Annotated in this window: 14 protein-coding genes; 5 read left to right on the forward strand and 9 right to left on the reverse strand. The window is 40.0% G+C overall.

Features of this window, described 5'->3' with window-relative positions:
* Positions 1 to 308: 308 nt before the first annotated feature.
* The 4 genes from BM161_RS12020 to BM161_RS12035 form a co-directional block, all read right to left on the reverse strand.
* Entirely contained in the window at positions 309 to 569 is a 261-nt protein-coding gene (locus BM161_RS12020) for a hypothetical protein (protein ID WP_074933041.1), read from the reverse strand.
* Positions 570 to 685: 116 nt separating this feature from the next.
* Positions 686 to 1,075 carry a hypothetical protein gene (locus BM161_RS12025; protein WP_074933043.1) on the reverse strand — a complete coding sequence of 130 codons (390 nt, stop codon included), beginning with the start codon at positions 1,073 to 1,075 and terminating at the stop codon, positions 686 to 688.
* A 356-nt stretch (positions 1,076 to 1,431) separates the two neighbouring features.
* The gene (locus tag BM161_RS12030; RefSeq protein WP_074933045.1) at positions 1,432 to 2,427 is read right to left on the reverse strand and encodes a YARHG domain-containing protein; all 996 of its coding nucleotides are present in this window, start codon (positions 2,425 to 2,427) and stop codon (positions 1,432 to 1,434) included.
* A gap of 12 nt (positions 2,428 to 2,439) precedes the next feature.
* Positions 2,440 to 3,681: a carcinine hydrolase/isopenicillin-N N-acyltransferase family protein gene (locus tag BM161_RS12035; RefSeq protein WP_074933047.1), complete on the reverse strand. Its 1,242-nt coding sequence runs from the start codon at positions 3,679 to 3,681 to the stop codon at positions 2,440 to 2,442.
* 215 nt (positions 3,682 to 3,896) lie between these two features.
* Between BM161_RS12035 and aspS the strand changes: the two genes are divergently transcribed.
* Complete coding sequence (aspS, locus tag BM161_RS12040) at positions 3,897 to 5,753, forward strand: aspartate--tRNA ligase (RefSeq protein WP_074933049.1); 1,857 nt, start codon at positions 3,897 to 3,899, stop codon at positions 5,751 to 5,753.
* A 71-nt stretch (positions 5,754 to 5,824) separates the two neighbouring features.
* Here aspS and BM161_RS12045 read toward each other — a convergent pair whose 3' ends face one another.
* Complete coding sequence (locus tag BM161_RS12045) at positions 5,825 to 6,052, reverse strand: hypothetical protein (protein WP_074933051.1); 228 nt, start codon at positions 6,050 to 6,052, stop codon at positions 5,825 to 5,827.
* 188 nt (positions 6,053 to 6,240) lie between these two features.
* Between BM161_RS12045 and BM161_RS12050 the strand changes: the two genes are divergently transcribed.
* Complete coding sequence (locus BM161_RS12050) at positions 6,241 to 6,903, forward strand: TetR/AcrR family transcriptional regulator (protein ID WP_074933053.1); 663 nt, start codon at positions 6,241 to 6,243, stop codon at positions 6,901 to 6,903.
* Here BM161_RS12050 and BM161_RS12055 read toward each other — a convergent pair.
* A complete protein-coding gene (locus tag BM161_RS12055; RefSeq protein WP_218150255.1) occupies positions 6,900 to 7,667 on the reverse strand; it encodes a tRNA1(Val) (adenine(37)-N6)-methyltransferase in 768 nt (255 codons plus the stop codon). The two genes, BM161_RS12050 and BM161_RS12055, sit on opposite strands and share 4 nt — an antisense overlap.
* Positions 7,668 to 7,800: 133 nt before the next feature.
* Between BM161_RS12055 and BM161_RS12060 the strand changes: the two genes are divergently transcribed.
* Both BM161_RS12060 and BM161_RS12065 read left to right on the forward strand, forming a co-directional pair.
* Complete coding sequence (locus BM161_RS12060) at positions 7,801 to 9,906, forward strand: methyl-accepting chemotaxis protein (protein WP_074933056.1); 2,106 nt, start codon at positions 7,801 to 7,803, stop codon at positions 9,904 to 9,906.
* A gap of 209 nt (positions 9,907 to 10,115) precedes the next feature.
* Positions 10,116 to 12,044: an AMP-dependent synthetase/ligase gene (locus BM161_RS12065; protein ID WP_074933057.1), complete on the forward strand. Its 1,929-nt coding sequence runs from the start codon at positions 10,116 to 10,118 to the stop codon at positions 12,042 to 12,044.
* Between the two features lie 185 nt (positions 12,045 to 12,229).
* Here the strand turns inward: BM161_RS12065 and htpG are convergent, their stop codons facing one another.
* Positions 12,230 to 14,209, reverse strand: a complete 1,980-nt coding sequence (htpG, locus tag BM161_RS12070) for a molecular chaperone HtpG (protein WP_074933059.1) — start codon at positions 14,207 to 14,209, stop codon at positions 12,230 to 12,232.
* A 139-nt stretch (positions 14,210 to 14,348) separates the two neighbouring features.
* On the opposite strand from htpG, the gene BM161_RS12075 reads away from it, so the two are divergent.
* Complete coding sequence (locus tag BM161_RS12075) at positions 14,349 to 15,206, forward strand: YitT family protein (RefSeq protein ID WP_074933061.1); 858 nt, start codon at positions 14,349 to 14,351, stop codon at positions 15,204 to 15,206.
* On the opposite strand, the gene rocF is transcribed toward BM161_RS12075, so the two are convergent.
* Together rocF and BM161_RS12085 are read right to left on the reverse strand one after the other, a co-directional pair.
* Positions 15,203 to 16,108 carry an arginase gene (rocF, locus tag BM161_RS12080; protein WP_074933063.1) on the reverse strand — a complete coding sequence of 302 codons (906 nt, stop codon included), beginning with the start codon at positions 16,106 to 16,108 and terminating at the stop codon, positions 15,203 to 15,205. The two genes, BM161_RS12075 and rocF, sit on opposite strands and share 4 nt — an antisense overlap.
* A 120-nt stretch (positions 16,109 to 16,228) precedes the next feature.
* Positions 16,229 to 18,448 (reverse strand): caspase family protein, encoded by a 2,220-nt coding sequence (locus tag BM161_RS12085; protein WP_074933065.1) that lies wholly within the window; start codon positions 18,446 to 18,448, stop codon positions 16,229 to 16,231.
* Positions 18,449 to 18,478 lie beyond the last annotated feature (30 nt).

Genomic DNA, 18,478 nt, shown 5'->3' on the forward strand with positions numbered 1-18,478 from the left:
CCCATATAACTATCGGCATCGTATGATGACCATCTTATTTTTGCTTCAGGCTTGGCACGGGTACCGGTGAAATTCTTCGTGCCGGAAATCTGTTTTTTCAGGTTTGCCGTGACCGACTATATGTGTTTGATTCAGGACGCTTTTCCTGGAATCTTTTTCTGAATTGCGATTCAGGCTTTGCTTTTTTATTTTGAACGGAAGCTCTATTTTTCTCAAAAAAGAAGACTGCCTGAAAAAGACAGCCTTAAGTGATTATTTTTTGAGGATTCTTATTGACAAGCTGGGGCCTTATATGTGTTATACGATTTCTATTTTTCTTCTTCTTCAGTTTTCTTGAAATGTTTTCTGTAATAAATATCTGAAATTGACAGTGTATGTGCTCCATCTCGAAATGAGCCGTCTACTTGAGCGTAAAGATTACTGTGGAATTCATTTGTATATTCAATATAGTAATTGAGTTTTTCAGACAATTCATAATTTTTATAAGCAAGATATCCGATTGCAATAAATGCAAAAATTAAAAATATTTTAATACCAATTAATTTTCCTGTGTTTTTTTCTTCTTGCATTCTTCCTCCACAGAATTCTTTATCATCATTGGATTGACCAATGATGATAATTGAACATGCGATTATTGAAGATATTAATTATCATTGAGCTTGACTCAATGATAATTAATTACTATTTATTTTAAAATATAATAGACTGTATTTCCTGTTCTAGAAGCTAGGAAACCATGATCTATAGTAGCAAACCAAGCGGATTCTTTTGTAGATTCTGAATCACCGAAACCGCGTCCGAGAAGCCAATCTTTTATTTGACTTTTTGTCCATGAGTGCCGACCTTCACTTGTTAATGAACTAGAGATTTGATCCCACTGAGATGTTGTTAACTCAAGACGAACATACATACCGTCGTTTAATGTTGTGTTAAAATCAGATTGGAATGCAGAATATGTACTTACATCAGTCCAAACCGTATAGGTTTCTTCTGAAGGTGTTGACGGATTACTGCAACTCAAAATAGTAAAACAAAATGCAACAACTGCTAATAAACCAAAGTTTTTGATTTTCATTTTTCCTCCTGCGCCCCAGTGCGGGCGTCCGCCTAACATTTCTTAGACAGTTCCATTAAAGAATATTTTGAATGTTTTTTATATCTATTATAAGAAACTGTCTTTTTTTTATCATACAATAGAATAGGCTGTTTTCAAAGTTTTTTATGCGTATCTGTATAAGAGTTTTATTTTGTTTGTAAAAGGAAGTGCAATATATTCAAAAACGTTTTTTGAATAGGAGTAATAATATCCATTGTCTGCATCAATAGTGAAAAGGCCTGCTTTTAATGAAAAATAGGCAAAAAAATCACTATTTAGACTCCTTTGACTCTGCTTTCATCATTTCTAAAGCCTTGCGTTCATAAGATTTTTTACTACTTGCGGCTTTTTTCTTCCTGTAATAATAATTGAATATTATACTTTTCAATTTCTGTTAATTCATTTTCGTTGAAATCAGGATTAACAGAATATTTTGGATACCAGTTTTTTCCCCATTTATTAAATAACTCTTTTAAATCCTCAGACTTAAAATTGTATCCATGCAGAGCGTAAATTGTATTTCTCAAGATTCTTAATTGTGGCTTTGTGTACCATTTAAGCCAGGATTTTTCAGCTTTTACGTCTCTGAATTTATAACCATATCCCGGGAAAGCTCTTGGGCCTGTATCTTCCAGAATATCAGTCGTATGAATTGTAATACAATCTGTGTATTCAGGTTCAATATCTGTAAAATGCGCTTCCCACTTATTGTCTGCAATATGTGTAAAAGCAGAAGAGTCTCCTTGAGGAAGTTCGAAGCCATTCGGTTTGTCATATGGAAGATTGTTTTCCAATATTAAAGTTATATGCCCGATTTTATTTTTCCAGCTGCTTCCTGTTCCATATAAGTATTTAATAATGCAGCCTTCAGTATCATAACCATATTCAGATTTGTATTTTACAGTTGTATTTGTAATTGATTTTGCCGGAAATGTAATAGTTCGTGTGTAAGCATTTTCTAATTCGGCTGCATCAAAATTGTGATTTGAAAAATCTCTGATGATTGGAATATCAGAATAGTCCTTCAATTGTCCGTTAGTCCAGCATTTAAAATCATAAAGTTTTCCATGACCACCTATTCCCGCTTCAAAGTAGGGAAAGCCAACCAGTAAATCTACTGTTTTTCCGTGGTTGTAAAATTCAAAATCTACAGTAACTTCATAATACCTAGGCTCTAAAACAATGCTGATTACTTCTGCTTTCATTTCAATCGAAATATCTTTTTCTTCTGCAGGAATCAGATTTCCTCCGGAAGTAAAAAAATAAGTATCATTTGCAAATGCAAAAGCAGCTAAGAAAAATGAAAGAAGGCAAAAAAAATTCTTTTTCAAAATAGACTCCAATTATTTTTTTATAAAAATATTTTTCTTTTTATCAAACTTATATCTGAACATCCCCTCTTTATCAGCGTACTGTTCATTGCCACACCAGAGAGTAGAAAGGTTATCAAGATTATAGATTACACTGTGAATGGTAAGAACAAAGTCGTCTGCATTTCGGTTAGGTCTTACGGTTCTCTGCGAAACCTTGTGAAGAATATCCATAGCAGCCATTTCATCAGCAACAAGTCCGCCACTTTTTGAAAGCTCATCGTAAATAATGTTGTAGCGTTCCCAGCCGGTCAGGTCATTATTATAAACCTTATAATATCCCGGCTGAATTATAAAATTAGTAACCCACTGAAAATCACTTTCACCTTCGCGCTGGCCAATATTGGAATCCTGGTCATTGTAAGTTACAACTAATTTTCGCAGGCTTCCGTAGTTATCGCTTTCATCAGTATCATTTACCCATTCAAGAATTGCACTACGGCCGGAAGGCTCTGCAACCATTATATGAAAGGAGGTTCCCGCAGAATCGTGCATATCATAACTTCTGGCAAAGTCCACCGCTTCATCAAGAGAATCAGCGTAATCAAGAATCAATCTGATAAGGGCGGTTGGAGAAATGTCGGGAAGGTCTGTATTCTGATCTGTCGCAATCACATTTTTGCCAACTCCCTGATAGGTCATATAAATTCCGCAGCTGACTCCGGCGTCATTCATTCCGTCCAGCGGTGCATAAGGAGCGGCAAGGGCATAAGCCTTGGAAAGAAGATTATTCATATCAGCCTGGGCCGGAATATTTATAAAAGAAGTGTCCACAGTAGAAATTGAAGCATGTCGCTTTTTATTTCCTTTGACCCGGACAATGCAGGTGTTTGTTGCATAAAGGTCGTAGTTTCTTGCAAAAAGATGTTCGCCGTTTGGCTTGCGAGCAGTAAAAGAAGAACAGCCGATTTTTGAAGTATTGATTTTAAGCTTCAAAAGCCCCTTAGTCATTTTATTCATTATGAAGTCCAGAAGCTCGCGGTCATTTTTAGCGCCGCCTTGCTCAAGATAATCTTCAAAATAATAATCACCCTTAAAGGACATTTCGTAGATTCCACACTGCAGGGAATTTTCAACCCGAGGTTTTAGCAATTTAATAGAAGAAATGGCAGAGATTTCATTTCTAAAGATAAAAGTGATTATTGCAAATGCAAGCAAAATCAAAGCCAGAATCGAAGTGAATATAATACAGATGATTTTAGATACTTTTTTCATTTTCTTTTTCCTTATATTTTAATAATAAAGTAAAATGCGTGTAGTGAAAAGTCTGTGAATAGATTGCCACGTCGCATTCGCTCCTCGCAATGACAAGTCACGGTATATCGTCATTGCGAGGAGCCCGAAGGGCGACGCGGCAATCCATGCGTGTTTTTCACGCAATGACATATATTATTGTACAAACTTAATCATAACGATAGAATAGCAATATTATGGAAAACACAAAGAGAACTGTAACTTGCGGCGAGCTCCGCAAGAGTGATGTTGGTAAGAAAGTTGTTTTGAACGGTTGGGTAAGCCGCACTCGTAACTTGGGCGGCCTTTTGTTTATCCGTCTGCGTGACCGCTATGGAATCACACAGGTAATGGTTGGCGATAGTGCTAGTGATGATGTTAAGAAAATCGCCGCTTCCCTCAAGAGTGAATATTGTATCGCAGTTGAAGGCGTTGTAAATGCACGCTCAGATAAAGATATTAATGCTGATATGGCAACAGGCGAAATTGAAGTTGAAGCATCTGATATTCAGATTTTCACAACTTCTCAGGAGCTTCCTTTCTCTATCGAAGAGGTTCGCCAGAAGGACGGAACTCTCGTAGTTGCAAACGAAGATCTTCGTTTGAAGTACCGCTACCTTGACCTCCGCCGCGAGCCAATGCAGCACAATATCATCCTTAGAAGCCAGGTTGCTTTTGCTACACGCGAGTACCTCACTTCGAAGGGATTCTTGGAAATCGAAACTCCTACATTCATTAAATCAACTCCAGAAGGAGCACGCGACTACCTCGTTCCATCACGCGTTCACCCTGGAAAATTCTATTCTCTCCCACAGAGCCCACAGCTTTACAAGCAGCTTCTGATGGTTTCTGGATTTGATAAGTATTTCCAGATTGCACGCTGCTACCGCGATGAAGATGCTCGTGGAGACCGCCAGCCTGAGTTTACTCAGATTGATATGGAGATGTCATTCACAAACCGTGAAGAAGTTCTTTCTACAACAGAAGGAATGATGCAGTATATCTTCAAAAAGACTCTGAATTACGAACTTCCAGCAAAGTTTGACCGCATTGCCTGGGAAGATGCTTTTGACTGGTATGGTTCAGATAAGCCGGATCTTCGTTTTGATATGAAGATGCAGGATGCAGCTTTCATGGCTGACCTTGCTGATTTCAACGCATTCAAGGCTGGTGCCGCAAACGCAGGCCGCGATATTCAGCGCCACAAGAGAAGCGGACTTAAGGCTCTCGTTGTAAAGAACGTTGCAGACAAATACAGCCGCAAGAACATTGAAGCACTCGAAGAAGTTGCTAAGACATACAAAGCTAAGGGCTTGGCTTGGATGAAGGTGGTTTCGACAGGCTCAACCACCGACACAGTGCAGTTCGAAGGCGGAATCTCTAAGTTCTACGTTGGAAAAGAAGCAGAAATCTGCAGCAAGCTTGGTGCAGAAAAGAACGACCTTATCCTTTTTGTAAGCGACGAAAACTGGCAGCTTGCTTGTACAGCCCTCGGTGCAGTTCGTAAGCAGCTTGGTAAGGACTTGAACCTTTACAATCCAAACGACGAGTTCCACTTTGCATGGATTATCGACTTCCCATACTTTGCATGGAATGAAGAAGAAAATCACTGGGAAACAGAACACCACATGTTCACACTTCCACAGAAGCAGTACTGGGATACACTGGAACAGGATCCAGGTGCAGTAAAGGGTGACCTTTACGACCTCGTACTCAACGGATACGAACTTGCTTCAGGATCTATGCGTATTAATGATCCTGCTCTTCAGGAACGCATTTTCGAAATCGTTGGTTACAGCCGCGAACGTGCAGAGAAGGCATTCGGCTTCCTCGTACAGGCCTTCAAGTTTGGTGCTCCACCACACGGAGGAATTGCACCAGGTCTCGACCGCCTCGTAATGCTTATGTGCCACGAAGAGTCAATCCACGAGGTAATCGCCTTCCCTAAGAACAACCTCGCAGCATCTCCTATGGACAGCTGTCCTTCACCTGTTGATGAACAGCAGCTCAAGGATCTTCACATTACCTGCTACGATGTTGAGAAAGATGACTAGATCTTGAAATAACTTCAGGATGATATAAAAAAGGCTGCCCGTTTGGACAGCCTTTTTCATTTATGATGGTTCTACATATTAAGAACTCTTAAAATCTTCTTTGTGAAAATTATGCAGAGGATATCAATAATCCACAGAACGTTCCAGCCGAGCAGAATCAGGCGGATAATACCTGCAACAGGTTTTCCTTCCTGGAAGCGGGTTACAGCTCCAAATAACCATGAAGTTACCGGAATAATTGCCAGAATTACACTGATAATCCATGGTAAACCAAAATAGTCTTTACCTTTTTTTGCCATTAATATGACCTCCTATATTGTATCTAATTATTATTTTATAACGGAATAGTCAATTTGCAATATTTTTTTTTATAGGGGAGTTGGCTGACAATACGGTGGTTGAGCCTGTCGAAACCACCGCAAAATTCATGCTAACGACCGTTAATTTTCTATTAAACTAATTAACGTTAGTTACCGATATTTATAATATGAGTAAGAAAAACATTTCACAGGAAAAAATTATTCAGGCTTTTATGGCCAGTGCTTTTGATAAAAGTGCCGGTGCAAGTTCTCTGGCTGATGTAGCAGATATTCTGGAGATTAAAAAAGCCTCACTTTATAACCACTTTGAGAGCCGCGACGCTATGTATGCCGCAACACTTGCTCATTGTGCAAAAGAAATTGAGAACGTAGGTTTTCTGCAGGAAAAGACTATAGAAGGAATTAAGGGTGGAAAAACAGCTCCTTCTGCAGTATTCAAAAAGCTCATTTCAAGATATTTTGAACTTTTTGAAAACGAACCATTGTTCCAGATGTATGTTTTCGTTCACAGCGAACAGTATTTCAATCTTGATGCATTCAAAATTGTTGAAGGGGAAAACAACAGAATTTGTGATGCAATTAAAGATGTACTTTCTGCTCTCGCTGCTGCAAAGAAAATTACAAAGAAAACAGACAAAGAGCTTAAAGATGCAGCCGCATCACTTGCCGCAATTATTATTCAGCATAGAGATTTCTATATTGCAGCAAGAAAGGAAACTGTGCGCCAGAATCCAGACAGCAAGGCAGGTGGACTTTTTGCTCTTCCAACAGACGAGGCAGCCCTCAGCCGCACACTCAAGCTGGTAGATGCGGTTCTGAAGACTCTTTAATCACCGTATATCCGATGAATCTCATCGGTATACTCACCATTATCATTACGTACTACAAGCGGCGGTTCAATTGTGAGCCGCCGTTTTGCATTTTTACGGGCTTCAATCAAAACCATATTCGGTTCTTTACCCGCAAAGGGCTGAATCAGTCGCATACGCTTCATTTCCATACTGTGCTTTTCCAGTGCAGAAAAGATTTCTGGCAGGCGGAAAGGCCTGTGAATCATAAAAAACTTGCCATGAGTTGCCAGCAGTGTATCAGCTGCCGCTACAACATCTTCCAGCGTACATAAAACCTCGTGGCGGGCAATAGTTTTGGCATCCAGAGCGTTGCCACGGCCATGTTCATCAATCATATAAGGGGGATTACAGGTAACTACATTAAAACTGTGGCGCGGAAAAAGGCGGCCAGCTTCCTTCAAATCACCATGTACAATTTGAATCTGCTTTTCGAGCCCGTTTAAGGCAACACTCTGAGCTGCCATTTCTGCAGATGCTTCCTGAACCTCGAGGCCTGTAAAAGTAACCTGCGTTGCTTGAGTGCCGCGAAGTGGTGTATTGAAAGCACCCTCCGTCGACTTCCACCGCCCAGCCATCAAAAGCGGAATAATCCCGGTTCCAGTTCCAAGATCAATCACCTTGTCGCCTTCGTGAACGCTGCCTGCCGCAAAATCTGCCAGCAGAACTGCATCAATGCCGAATTGAAAGCGGTCTGTATCCTGAATTATTTTATATCCGTTTTTTAATGTGTCTGTTTGAAGCATTTCATCCTCCAGCGTCAATAAAAAAAGATAACACATTTAATAATATTGTGTTATAATAAGTAATATTCACTTTTATTTAAAAATTCTACAGAAAATTCCGTAAAATAGATATAGAGATATAAGGATGGTATTTATGGCAAAAAAAAGCAAGCTGCGTGTAATGCTTACGGTAAAGCTTCTCGTTATGTTTATGATAGTCGTAATTATTTCGAGTCTTGCTGTTGGTATTATTTCTTATAGAAATGCATCAAAAGGTTTGATTCAGGGAGTATATACTCGAATTGATGCAGTTTCTACAGATGTTGTAAACAAAGTTGTTGAAATTAATAAACGACATTTCCAGACCCTTCATGCCCTTGCAGAAATGACTGTCATTAAGGATGAAAATGCTTCCCTTGCAGAAAAGCAGGATCAGCTTACTCATATAGCTTCTTCTATTGCTGCAAACTGTGAGAATGTTGCTTTTTATGATGCAAATGGAGATGCCATTGTTGCAGATGGCCGAATAATGAACTTCAAAACAAGAGCTTATTTTTCAGAAGCTTTTGCAGGTAAAGATTATGCTTCGGATCCAACCTTAAGTCCTATTACAGACACAGTTCTCCAGCATTACAGTGTTCCGGTTCGTAATAATAATGGAAGAATTATTGGTGCAATTGTAATGGTTATCAGTGGAAATACAATTGAAGATACAATTGCGGCAATTGATATGGGTGGCGGAATGCATCCTTCTGTTATCAACTGGGCTACTTCAACCTCCGTTGCAAACTTAAATGAAAATACAGAAACCAGCGAAGAAAATGGTGGTGCTGCACTTGATGAAACACAGGGGCTTGGACTTATTCTTAATAATATTTTTGCTGGAAAAGAAGGTATAGATGAATTTGTTGATCCAAATATTCATGCTCATCTTCTTGCTTCTTATAAGAGAATTCCTGATACTACCTGGACCGTATTTGCAGTAGCTCCTTTTGATATGTATTTTGGTTCTCTTAAGCAGCTTCGTTCATCTGTTTTCCTTATTATTATTCTTACAATTATTTTCGCAAGCGGATTTATTATCTTCTTTATCAATCTGCTTATTAAACCTCTTAAAACTGTTAAGAGTTCTATTGAAACTATTGCAAGCGGAAATGCAGACCTTACACAGCGTATTCCACTGGCAACAAATGATGAAATTGGTGATGTTGTAAATGGCTTCAATACCTTCGTAGCAAAACTGCAGGGTATTGTAACAAATCTTCAGACATCTAAAAAGAATCTTATACTTGTAGACTCTGGGCTTCAGGAAACAACACAGGATGCTTCTACATCTATTACAGAAATCATTGCAAATATTGAAAGCGTAAATAAGCAGATTTTGAATCAGGCTGGTTCTGTACAGGAAACTGCCGGTGCTGTAAATGAAATCAGTGCTAACATCAGTTCGCTTGAGCGCATGATAGAATCTCAGTCTGCAAGTGTAACTCAGGCTTCTGCTTCTGTAGAACAGATGATTGGAAATATCAATGCTGTAAATAGTTCTGTTGGAAAAATGATTCAGTCTTTCTCTACTTTGCAGCAACATTCTCAGGAAGGTTTTAATACACAGAACAACGCAAATGAAAAGATTATGCGTATTGAAGAACAGTCTAAGATGCTTCAGGAAGCAAACATTGCTATTGCAAACATTGCAGAACAAACAAACCTTCTTGCTATGAATGCGGCAATCGAAGCGGCTCATGCGGGTGAAGCAGGTAAGGGCTTTGCAGTCGTTGCCGACGAAATTCGTAAGCTTTCAGAAACTTCTACAGATCAGTCTAAGACAATTGGTAATGAGCTTCAGAAGATTTCTGCAACAATTCAGGAAGTTGTTGATGTTTCAAACGATACAAATACAGCCTTTACTGCAATTACAAATAGTATTGCAGAAACCAGCCAGATTGTTCAGCAGATTAAGGCCGCAATGGAAGAGCAGCAGATTGGTTCTAAGCAGATTATTGATGCTTTGCAGTCTATGAACGACTCTACTTCTGAAGTACGTTATGCTTCTGAAGAAATGACTGAAGGAAACAAGCATATCCAGAGTGAAATTGATAAACTCCAGATGTCTACAGACTCAATGAAGGGCAGTATCGATGAAATGCAGATTGGTATTGAACGAATGAATGCAACCAGTGCGGCACTTTCCGTAATTGCCGGAACCGTTGCAGACAACATTAAGAAAATTGGTGGTGAAATCGACCTGTTCAAAGTTTAAGTAAAGAATAAATTCCTGCCTATTCTTATTCCAAGTCATTTTCTACGTCATTGCGAGCACGTAGTGCGAAGCAATCCATTATTGATTGCTTCGTCGCTGCGCTCCTCGCAATGACGAATTCTCTTGCAATCCATTTAAAATCCCATTATACTTATTTTATAATGACAAAAATCACTAAAAATGTCATTCATTTTGGAGAATAAAGTATTATGATTTTTGATGAGAATTACACAATTCCAAAAATGGTAAGGAATTCTGCAGAGCAGTTTGCTGAAGTAGATGCCCAGATGAAGCGTGTAAAAAATGGTCAGTTTGAACCTGTTCTTTATCGTGAATTGTACCAGCTTGGTTTGGATTTTGGTGCAGCTTTGCTCAGTATTGGTGTACAGCGTAATGAGCCAATTGGTCTTATTTCCGATAACCGTGCTGAATGGCTCTACGTTGATCTTGGAATTATGAATATTGGAGCAGTTGATGTTCCTCGTGGCTGTGATGCAACTCCAATCGATCTTGAGAAAATCCTTTCTGTCACAGAAGCTAAATATTGTGTTGTAGAAAATAACTCACAGGTAACAAAGATTCTTTCGTTAAAAGAAAAGTTGCCTGCCCTTAAAACACTTATTTCTATTGATAGCGATGTAAAACCAGAAAATCTTGAAAATGCAAAAACTGCCGGAGTAGAAGTTCTTCTTTATGAAGATTTGATGAAGGCTGGTCAGAAATGGCGTATTGAAAACAAGGGAAAGGTAGAAGAAGAACTTGAAAAGGGTAAGGGTGATGACCTTGCAACAATTATCTTCACTTCTGGAACTACCGGAACTCCAAAAGGTGTAATGCTTACACATCATAACTTCCTTGCTCAGCTTGATGAAATTCCAGAGCGTATCTTCCTTAATCCAGGTGATAAAGCTTTGAGCGTTCTTCCTGTATGGCACGTATTTGAACGCGAAGTTGAATATGTAATTCTTATTCAGGGTGCTGTTCTCTGTTACTCTAAGCCTGTTGGATCAATCCTTCTTGCAGACTTTAAGACACTTAATCCAAGTATTCTTCCTGCTGTTCCACGAGTATTTGAAGCAGTTTACGATGGTGTTACAAAGAAGATGCGAAAGACTGGCGGTATTGTTCTTGCTATGTTTAACTTCTTTGTAAAAGTTGCAAAGCTTCAGAAATCTATGACACGCCGCATGTTCAATCAGAATGCATGTTATACACGCTATTACACAGCAATCTGGTGGATTCTTTTCCTTATTCCATGGTGCCTTCTCTGGCCAATCTATGGACTTGGAAATCTTTTAGTATTCAGAAAAATTAAGGCTATGCTCGGAAACGATTTCCGTGCCGGTGTTGCAGGTGGTGGAGCATTCCCTAAGTTTATAGATGAATTCTTCTGGGCAATCGGAGTAGAAGTTGTAGAAGGATACGGACTTACAGAAACTGCGCCAATCGTTGCAGTTCGTCCAATGGCATCTCCAGTTTTCAGAACAATTGGTTCACCAATCCGTGGTGTAGAAGCACGAATTGTAGACCCACAGGATGGTTTTGTGCTTGGTCGCTGTAAAGAAGGTGTGCTCCAGGTTCGCGGACCTACAGTAATGAAAGGTTACTACAAGCGCCCTGACCTTACAGCAAAGGTTCTTAGCGAAGATGGCTGGCTGGATACAGGTGACCTCGCAATTATGACAATTCACAACGAGCTTTGTATCAAGGGTCGTATTAAGGATACTATCGTTCTTCGCGGTGGTGAAAACCTTGAGCCGCTTCCAATTGAAACAAAGTTGTCTGAGTCACGCTATATTAAGCAGGCAGTTGTAGTTGGTCAGGATCAGCGTTATCTTGCTGCTTTGATTCTTGTTGATGAAGACGAAATCAAGAATTACGCTTCTTACAATGGTCTTCAGTATGATACTTATGAAAACCTTCTTGAGTCAGAAGCTATTCAGAAGCTTTATGAAACAGAAATTGCAAACCTTATCAGCGCAAAGAACGGCTTTAAGATGTTCGAGCGTATTTCAAAGTTCTCCCTTATCACAAAGCCTTTTGAAGTTGGCGTAGAACTTTCCGCAAAACAGGAAATCATGCGCTTCCGTATTAACGATTTGTATAAAGATAAGATTTCGGCTATGTTTACTGAATAAGCCAACAAGCGAAAAGACGTAAAAAAAAGACCTGCATTTCATGCGAAGTGAAGTGCAGGTCTTTTTTTATGGATTGCCTCGTCGCTGTGTTCCTCGCAATGACGTACTTCGTCATTGCGTGCGATTAATACGTCATTGCGAGCGATTAATACGTCATTGCGAGCGAAGCGAAGCAATCTACAATATTACTTACTCAACAAATTATTCAAATGCTTTACAAACTCTGCAGGTTCCTTAACTTCCATACCGGCAATCATAAGTGCCTGGGTGAAGAGAACTTCTGAAACATCTGCAATCAGAGCCTCGTCGTCGCTTTCCTTAATCTTTGCAAGAATAGGATGGTCACCGTTTACTTCGAGGATTGGCTTGAGGTCCGGACCAGGCTGGCCCATTGCCTTCATCATCTGAATCATCTGATAGCTTGGGTCGTTTTCGTCTACTACGATACAAGATGGGTTTTCGCCGCTCAAAGTCTTAGAAAGTTTTACTTCCTTAACCTTGTCACCGAGAGCTTTCTTAATCTTTTCAACTACAGGTTTAAATGCTTCTTCCTTCTTCTTAGCTTCTTCTTTGTCTCCACCAAGATCTTCATCAGAACCTGCGCGGTTTACAGCCTTAAGTTCGAACTCATTCTTATATTTACCAAATCCTGGAATTACGATGTCATCAATATCATCATCCATGATAAGAACTTCAAAACCCTTGTCTGTATATGCCTTTACGAGTGGGTTAGCACGAAGGTTCTTTTCGTCACTTCCGCTGATGTAGAAGATTGACTTCTGATCAGTCTTCATACGCTGAACGTAGTCTGCAAAGCTTGTGTAGTTGTCATCACCAGTTCCGCTTGCGTCTGTAGACTTAAAGCGAACAATTTCTGCAATTTCGTCACGGTTTGCGTAGTCGCTGTAGAGACCTTCCTTCATAGGACGGTTGTAGTTCTTTACGAACTTGCTCCACTTTTCAATTGCCTTCTTGTCGTCGTCTGTGCGGTCTGCTTCTGCAACTTTCTTAGCCTTGTCTGCAGCTTCGCCCATCTTTTTGAACTCACTCAAGAGCTTCTTTACAGATGCAGACTTGATGTTATCAAGAATGCGGTTCTGCTGAAGGATTTCACGGCTTACGTTCAATGGCAAATCTTCGCTATCAATAATACCGCGTACAAAGCGCAGGTATGATGGCAAGAGTTCACGGTCATCATCAGTAATGAATACACGTTTTACATAGAGTTTAAGTCCGCTCTTGTAATCAGCCTGATACATATCAAAAGGAGCTGTCTGAGGAACAAAGAACAATGTTGTATATTCCTGAGTTCCTTCTGCGTGTGTATGAACGTAGTGGAGTGGATCCTGTCCGTCGTGACCGAAAGTCTTGTAGAACTCGTTATAATCTTCGTCCTTAAGTTCGCTCTTGCTTCTCTTCCAGAGTGCAGAAGCGCTGTTTACCTGGTCAATTTTGCTCTCGCTGCCAGTTTCTTTTCCCTTATCATCATATTTTTTCTGTTCGTAGTGAAGGAAGATAGGGAATGCAATGTGGTCTGAATACTTCTTGATAAGCTCTTCAATCTTCCAGCGAGAAGCGAATTCCTTGCTGTCGTCATTCAAGTGCATTTCGATTGCAGATCCGCTCAATTCAGGTTTATCAAAACCATATTTTTTAGCGACAGCGCTGTCTGCTGCAACCTCTTCAATTTCGTAAGAGTTTGTACCGTCAGAAGACCAATGCCAGATTTTTCCGTCACCTGCTGCCTTGCGTGTATAAACATCAATCTTATTTGCAGCCATGAATGCAGAGTAGAAACCTACACCAAACTGACCGATAAGAGCAGAATCCTTGCTGGCTTCAGCTGTAAGCTGCTCCATAAATGCCTTAGTTCCAGAACGGGCAATTGTACCGAGGTTGTTTGTAAGATCCTCGTCTGTCATACCAATACCAGAATCCTGAACAGTAAGAGTGCTGTCCTTTTCATCAAAAGTGATGTCGATTCTTGGTTCAAATTTGATTGCCTTAAAAGCTTCATCAGAAACTGTAAGATACTTTAATTTATCAAGAGCATCTGATGCGTTAGAAACGATTTCCCGGAGGAAAATGTCTTTATTAGAATAAAGTGAATGAATGATAAGTTTGAGAAGCTGATTTACTTCTGTCTGAAATTCATATTTTGCCATGATTACCTCGAAGCTTGTTATTGTCGGGCGATCCCCGACAATCTTTTTTATAGAATCATCTTTTAAAATAATAAATTTATGTACAAAAAGGCAAATTTTTTTTCTTCACCGATTCGCATTTATCGTTTAAACTATAATTATGAGAGACAATGTTAGACTTTTTCTGCGCTTTTTACTCGTAACTGCCGGTGCCGCCATTATGGCCCTGAATCTGAATTCCTTCGTCGCTACAGCAGGCTTACTGCCGGGCGGCTTCACAGGTATTTCTCTTCTTATTCAGGAAGTTTTTTCAAAGTTCCTGAATATCCACATTCCGTTTGCGCTTTTCTACTGGGGACTCAATCTTGTACCTGCCATTATCTGTTTCCGCTACGTCGGTAAAAGATTTACCCTGCTTTCTATCTGGGCAATCATTGCGTCCGGTCTTTTCACAGATTTATTCCCGGGCTTTAAGATGACAGATGATATTATGCTCTGCGCAATCTTTGGTGGAATTGTAAACGGCTTTGCCATCTGTCTGTGCCTTCTTGCAGGCGCTACCAGCGGCGGAACTGATTTTATTTCGATTTACGTTTCTGAAAAAACCGGCCACAGCATCTGGAATCATATTCTTGTTTTTAATGTCATTATTCTGGGAATCTTCGGTCTCTTATTCGGATGGAGCCGCGCCTTGTACTCAATTGTTTTTCAGTTTGTAAGCACTCAGATTCTGAACTTCCTTTACAAGCGCTATCAGAAATCTACACTTTTGATTATTACAGATTATCCTGCCCAGATTATTCAGGTGATTCGTGAAATTACCGGCCACGATGCAACTTTATTTACAGGCCATGGCTGCTATCAGGGAACAGAGCGTAAAATGCTCTACACCGTAATTTCTTCAGACGAAGAAGATAAATTACTTCGTTCCATAAAAAAAACAGACCCTTGCGCATTCGTCAACATTTTGCAGACAAAAATGCTCAAGGGTAATTTCATTATGAAAAAGCAGGATTAGTAAAGAGTTTCGCCAAGCAAACGTGCTGCAAGGTTTACAGCCAGTATTGCAGTCTGATTTCGTACATCCAGAATAGGGTTTACTTCTACAATCTCAGCTGATTTTACTTTCTTGGTTGTGGCAATCTCTTCCATCAAAAGAAGTGCCTCGCGGTTTGTAAGTCCACCAGGGAGCGGAATACCAGTTCCCGGTGCAAACATTGGATCCAGACAGTCCATATCAAAGCTTACGTGAATAATATCAACCTTTTTGAAGAAGGCCTTTACCTTTTCTACAACAGTATCAAAACCCTGGCGGTCAATATCGCTCATTGTGAAAACTGTAACTCCAGATTCCTTCATCAGTTTTTTTTCGCCCGGATCAAGGTCGCGTGAACCAACAAAACAGATATTCTTTGGATCAACCTTCTGACCTTCAAAATAAAGATTTGTGAGTTCAGGAAGTCCAAGTCCTGCAGAAGCCGCAAGACATTCACCGTGAATGTTTCCGCTTGGAGTTGTTTCGTGAGTATTAAAATCTCCGTGAGCATCTACATAAAGTACACCAATTGTCTGCTTTGTTTTGTGTGCAGTAGCGGCGAGACCTGCAAGAGAACCAAGAACAATTGAGTGGTCTCCACCAAGCACCAGAGGGAAGTCTCCTTCAGAGGTGATGATTTCAACCTCAGAAGCAAGTGTATTACAAGCCTTTACAATAGGCTTTAAATATTTTGCATTAGGATTTCCAGGCTTTTCATATTCCTGGGCAGTAGCCTTAAAAATATCTGTGTGGACGTAGGTTGTATGTCCAATGGATTCAAGTTTTTCTTTAATTCCTGCAAGACGAATTGCAGACGGTCCCATATCTGAACCGTGACGGCTGGCACCAAAGTCCAGTGGCATTTCTAAAATATGTACATTCATAATAGTGGATTCTATGAAAAAGAGATTCCCGCGTCAAGCGCGGGAATGACAAGTGCGAAAGCGCGGGAATGACAAGTGCGAAAGCACGGGAATTTTTGTGAGAAAACAGACTGGTTCAGTTTATTTAATCTTAAATCCAAAGAACAGAGCCGGGTGAACTATAGTGTCTTCTCCTTTCATTGCCCATTTGTGCTTTGTTAATGCAAAGGCTAAGTCGTTTTCACCCTTGGAGTAAATATCAAAACTTGCACCAATTCCCAAATCAAAATGCTTAAGACTAAGCGGGTTGAAAGTCATTCGCACAGAAGGAATTATAAGCTGATTGTAGTCAAACTTTGCAAGCTCTTCTTTTGTGTCTGGAAGAATATTGTTTGCAAGAACACCCTTTATAAGAACTTCCATATCAAAGCTTGAGATACCAAAGCGGAACTCAGTTCCAAGACCACCATATAATACAACTATGCGGTCTTTAAGCTCATCTTCAGATACAAAAATCTGATCTCTGTCACGTGCTACACCAAGAGTTATAAAGAGGTGTTTTGTACCACTCTGAACAAAGGTATCAAACATATCATTTGTATCCCAGTTAAAGCCTACGTGATGCATACCGTCTTTAATAAAGTTGAACACACCAATTGCAATACCATCGCTTGATTCTGCGTAGTTGAAAACACCAATCTGTACACCAGAAACCTTCTTAGCAGAGTTGAAAAGACCGGCAACCTGAACACCGTTCAAATCTTCTGCCACGTTGAAAAGTCCTGCAACCTGCAGACCATTTACGTCATCACTGGCAACATTGAAAAGTCCTGCTACCTGGCCACCGTTTACGTTCTTTGCAATATTAAAAAGTCCTGTGCCCTGAACACCGTTTACAAGATTTCCAATATTAAAGAGGCCAGAGAACTGAACACCATTAATGTAGTTGGTGTTGATATTCATTAATGATGAATACTGCAGTGCACAAACATTGTGGTCAAGTGCTCCAAAAACACCTACAGAAACCAGGGAAGTTTCTTTCCAGCCACCAATCACCGGAAGGCCTGGGAAGATAGAAAGGCGGAAGAATGCCATTTCTGCAGGATTAAATACATCAAAGAAAGAAGCAAACTCTGTCTCCGGTTCTGGAGGAAGCTGACGTTCAGGTAAAGATGATTCTGATGAAGCTGCGTCTGCAGACTCATAACGGCGTCTTGAACCTCTTGAAGGTACAGACTCTTCTTCTAAGCCATCCAGATCAAGGAATTCACCATCATCTTCTTCAACTTCTTCTGTACCGCGAATTCTGTTTGTCTTACGCTTAATTGTAGAAAGACTATTCTGGTCGAGCACATAAACCTGATCTTTTTCAAGAATGAAGTATCCCTGCTTTGTTGAATATTCATCAATGATGATTGCAGAGTACTGAGCTGCAGGAAGTGCCATAAAAATCGGCTGGCCTGCAACCTTGTTGATTTCAGAAATCAGTTTTCCCTGTGCATCGCGGATAATAAACTTACCCTTTGCTTCTTTTGAAAGAGAAAGCATTGCTTCACCGGTTGAAATATCAGAAAGTACAAGATCTCCCGAACCTACAAGAGTAATGTTGTAGTTTGGATGCTGAGGGCCTGCCTTACTGTCTTCTGTTTTAGAAAGAGTGTCGTTGAAGGCGTAAGAGTAAAGCTCGTTCAGTGTTACCTTGTTGTCTCCGGAAGCATCAGCTGCACCGCGAAGACCAGTAATCATTGCGTTTGTAAAGTAAGATGATTCAATTTCATCTGATTCCTGTGAATATTCGTTTGTTGAGCTTGAAGAAAGGTATGCGTGTCCTGTAACAACCGAAGAGTCATCAATCAAAAATGGCTTACGCTTCTGACCACCCTTTGTACGGATAAAGTTTCCCGAATAGCACGAATCAAGAATTACAACGTGAATATCACTTGGAACTTCTGTGATAGCAGCCTTCAAAGAAGAATAATCATACGGAACATCACCAAGCAGCAGAGAGTTTTCGTCTGAGTGTCCTGAGTAGTAGAAAATGAACTCGGAACGCTTAGCGTGACTGTCGCTTGTTCTGATTTTATTTGAAATTTTATCTAAGGTGTCATCAATTTTTTCTTTTGTTGGATCAATGAGGATGTAGCTGTTTGCGTCAGATACACCTCCAATTTCAGACATTGCCTTCTGAAAATTCTGTGCATCGCTGCCAGCGTACAAAAGCTGTTCGCGGCCTTTTCCACCTTTATTTGATCCAATGTAAACAGCATATCTGTCTACACCACTTGTATTTTCATCTGTTGCTGCTGCAAATACCTGAGAAAGGCAAAGCAGTGCAATAGTTATTATCATAAGTTTTTTCATGTTCTCCATCCTTTCAACTATTAATACCTG

This window comes from Treponema bryantii (assembly GCF_900113965.1).
Taxonomy (GTDB): Bacteria; Spirochaetota; Spirochaetia; order Treponematales; family Treponemataceae; genus Treponema_D; species Treponema_D bryantii_A.

Excerpts from the sequence above, each read along its gene's own strand:
- BM161_RS12020 (WP_074933041.1), bottom strand. The coding sequence starts at position 569 with ATGCAAGAAGAAAAAAACACAGGAAAATTAATTGGTATTAAAATATTT.
- BM161_RS12085 (WP_074933065.1), bottom strand. The coding sequence starts at position 18,448 with ATGAAAAAACTTATGATAATAACTATTGCACTGCTTTGCCTTTCTCAG.
- BM161_RS12045 (WP_074933051.1), bottom strand. The coding sequence starts at position 6,052 with ATGGCAAAAAAAGGTAAAGACTATTTTGGTTTACCATGGATTATCAGT.
- rocF (WP_074933063.1), bottom strand. The coding sequence starts at position 16,108 with ATGAATGTACATATTTTAGAAATGCCACTGGACTTTGGTGCCAGCCGT.
- BM161_RS12055 (WP_218150255.1), bottom strand. The coding sequence starts at position 7,667 with ATGCTTCAAACAGACACATTAAAAAACGGATATAAAATAATTCAGGAT.
- BM161_RS12075 (WP_074933061.1), top strand. The coding sequence starts at position 14,349 with ATGAGAGACAATGTTAGACTTTTTCTGCGCTTTTTACTCGTAACTGCC.
- BM161_RS12060 (WP_074933056.1), top strand. The coding sequence starts at position 7,801 with ATGGCAAAAAAAAGCAAGCTGCGTGTAATGCTTACGGTAAAGCTTCTC.
- BM161_RS12065 (WP_074933057.1), top strand. The coding sequence starts at position 10,116 with ATGATTTTTGATGAGAATTACACAATTCCAAAAATGGTAAGGAATTCT.
- BM161_RS12025 (WP_074933043.1), bottom strand. The coding sequence starts at position 1,075 with ATGAAAATCAAAAACTTTGGTTTATTAGCAGTTGTTGCATTTTGTTTT.
- aspS (WP_074933049.1), top strand. The coding sequence starts at position 3,897 with ATGGAAAACACAAAGAGAACTGTAACTTGCGGCGAGCTCCGCAAGAGT.
- BM161_RS12050 (WP_074933053.1), top strand. The coding sequence starts at position 6,241 with ATGAGTAAGAAAAACATTTCACAGGAAAAAATTATTCAGGCTTTTATG.
- BM161_RS12035 (WP_074933047.1), bottom strand. The coding sequence starts at position 3,681 with ATGAAAAAAGTATCTAAAATCATCTGTATTATATTCACTTCGATTCTG.
- htpG (WP_074933059.1), bottom strand. The coding sequence starts at position 14,209 with ATGGCAAAATATGAATTTCAGACAGAAGTAAATCAGCTTCTCAAACTT.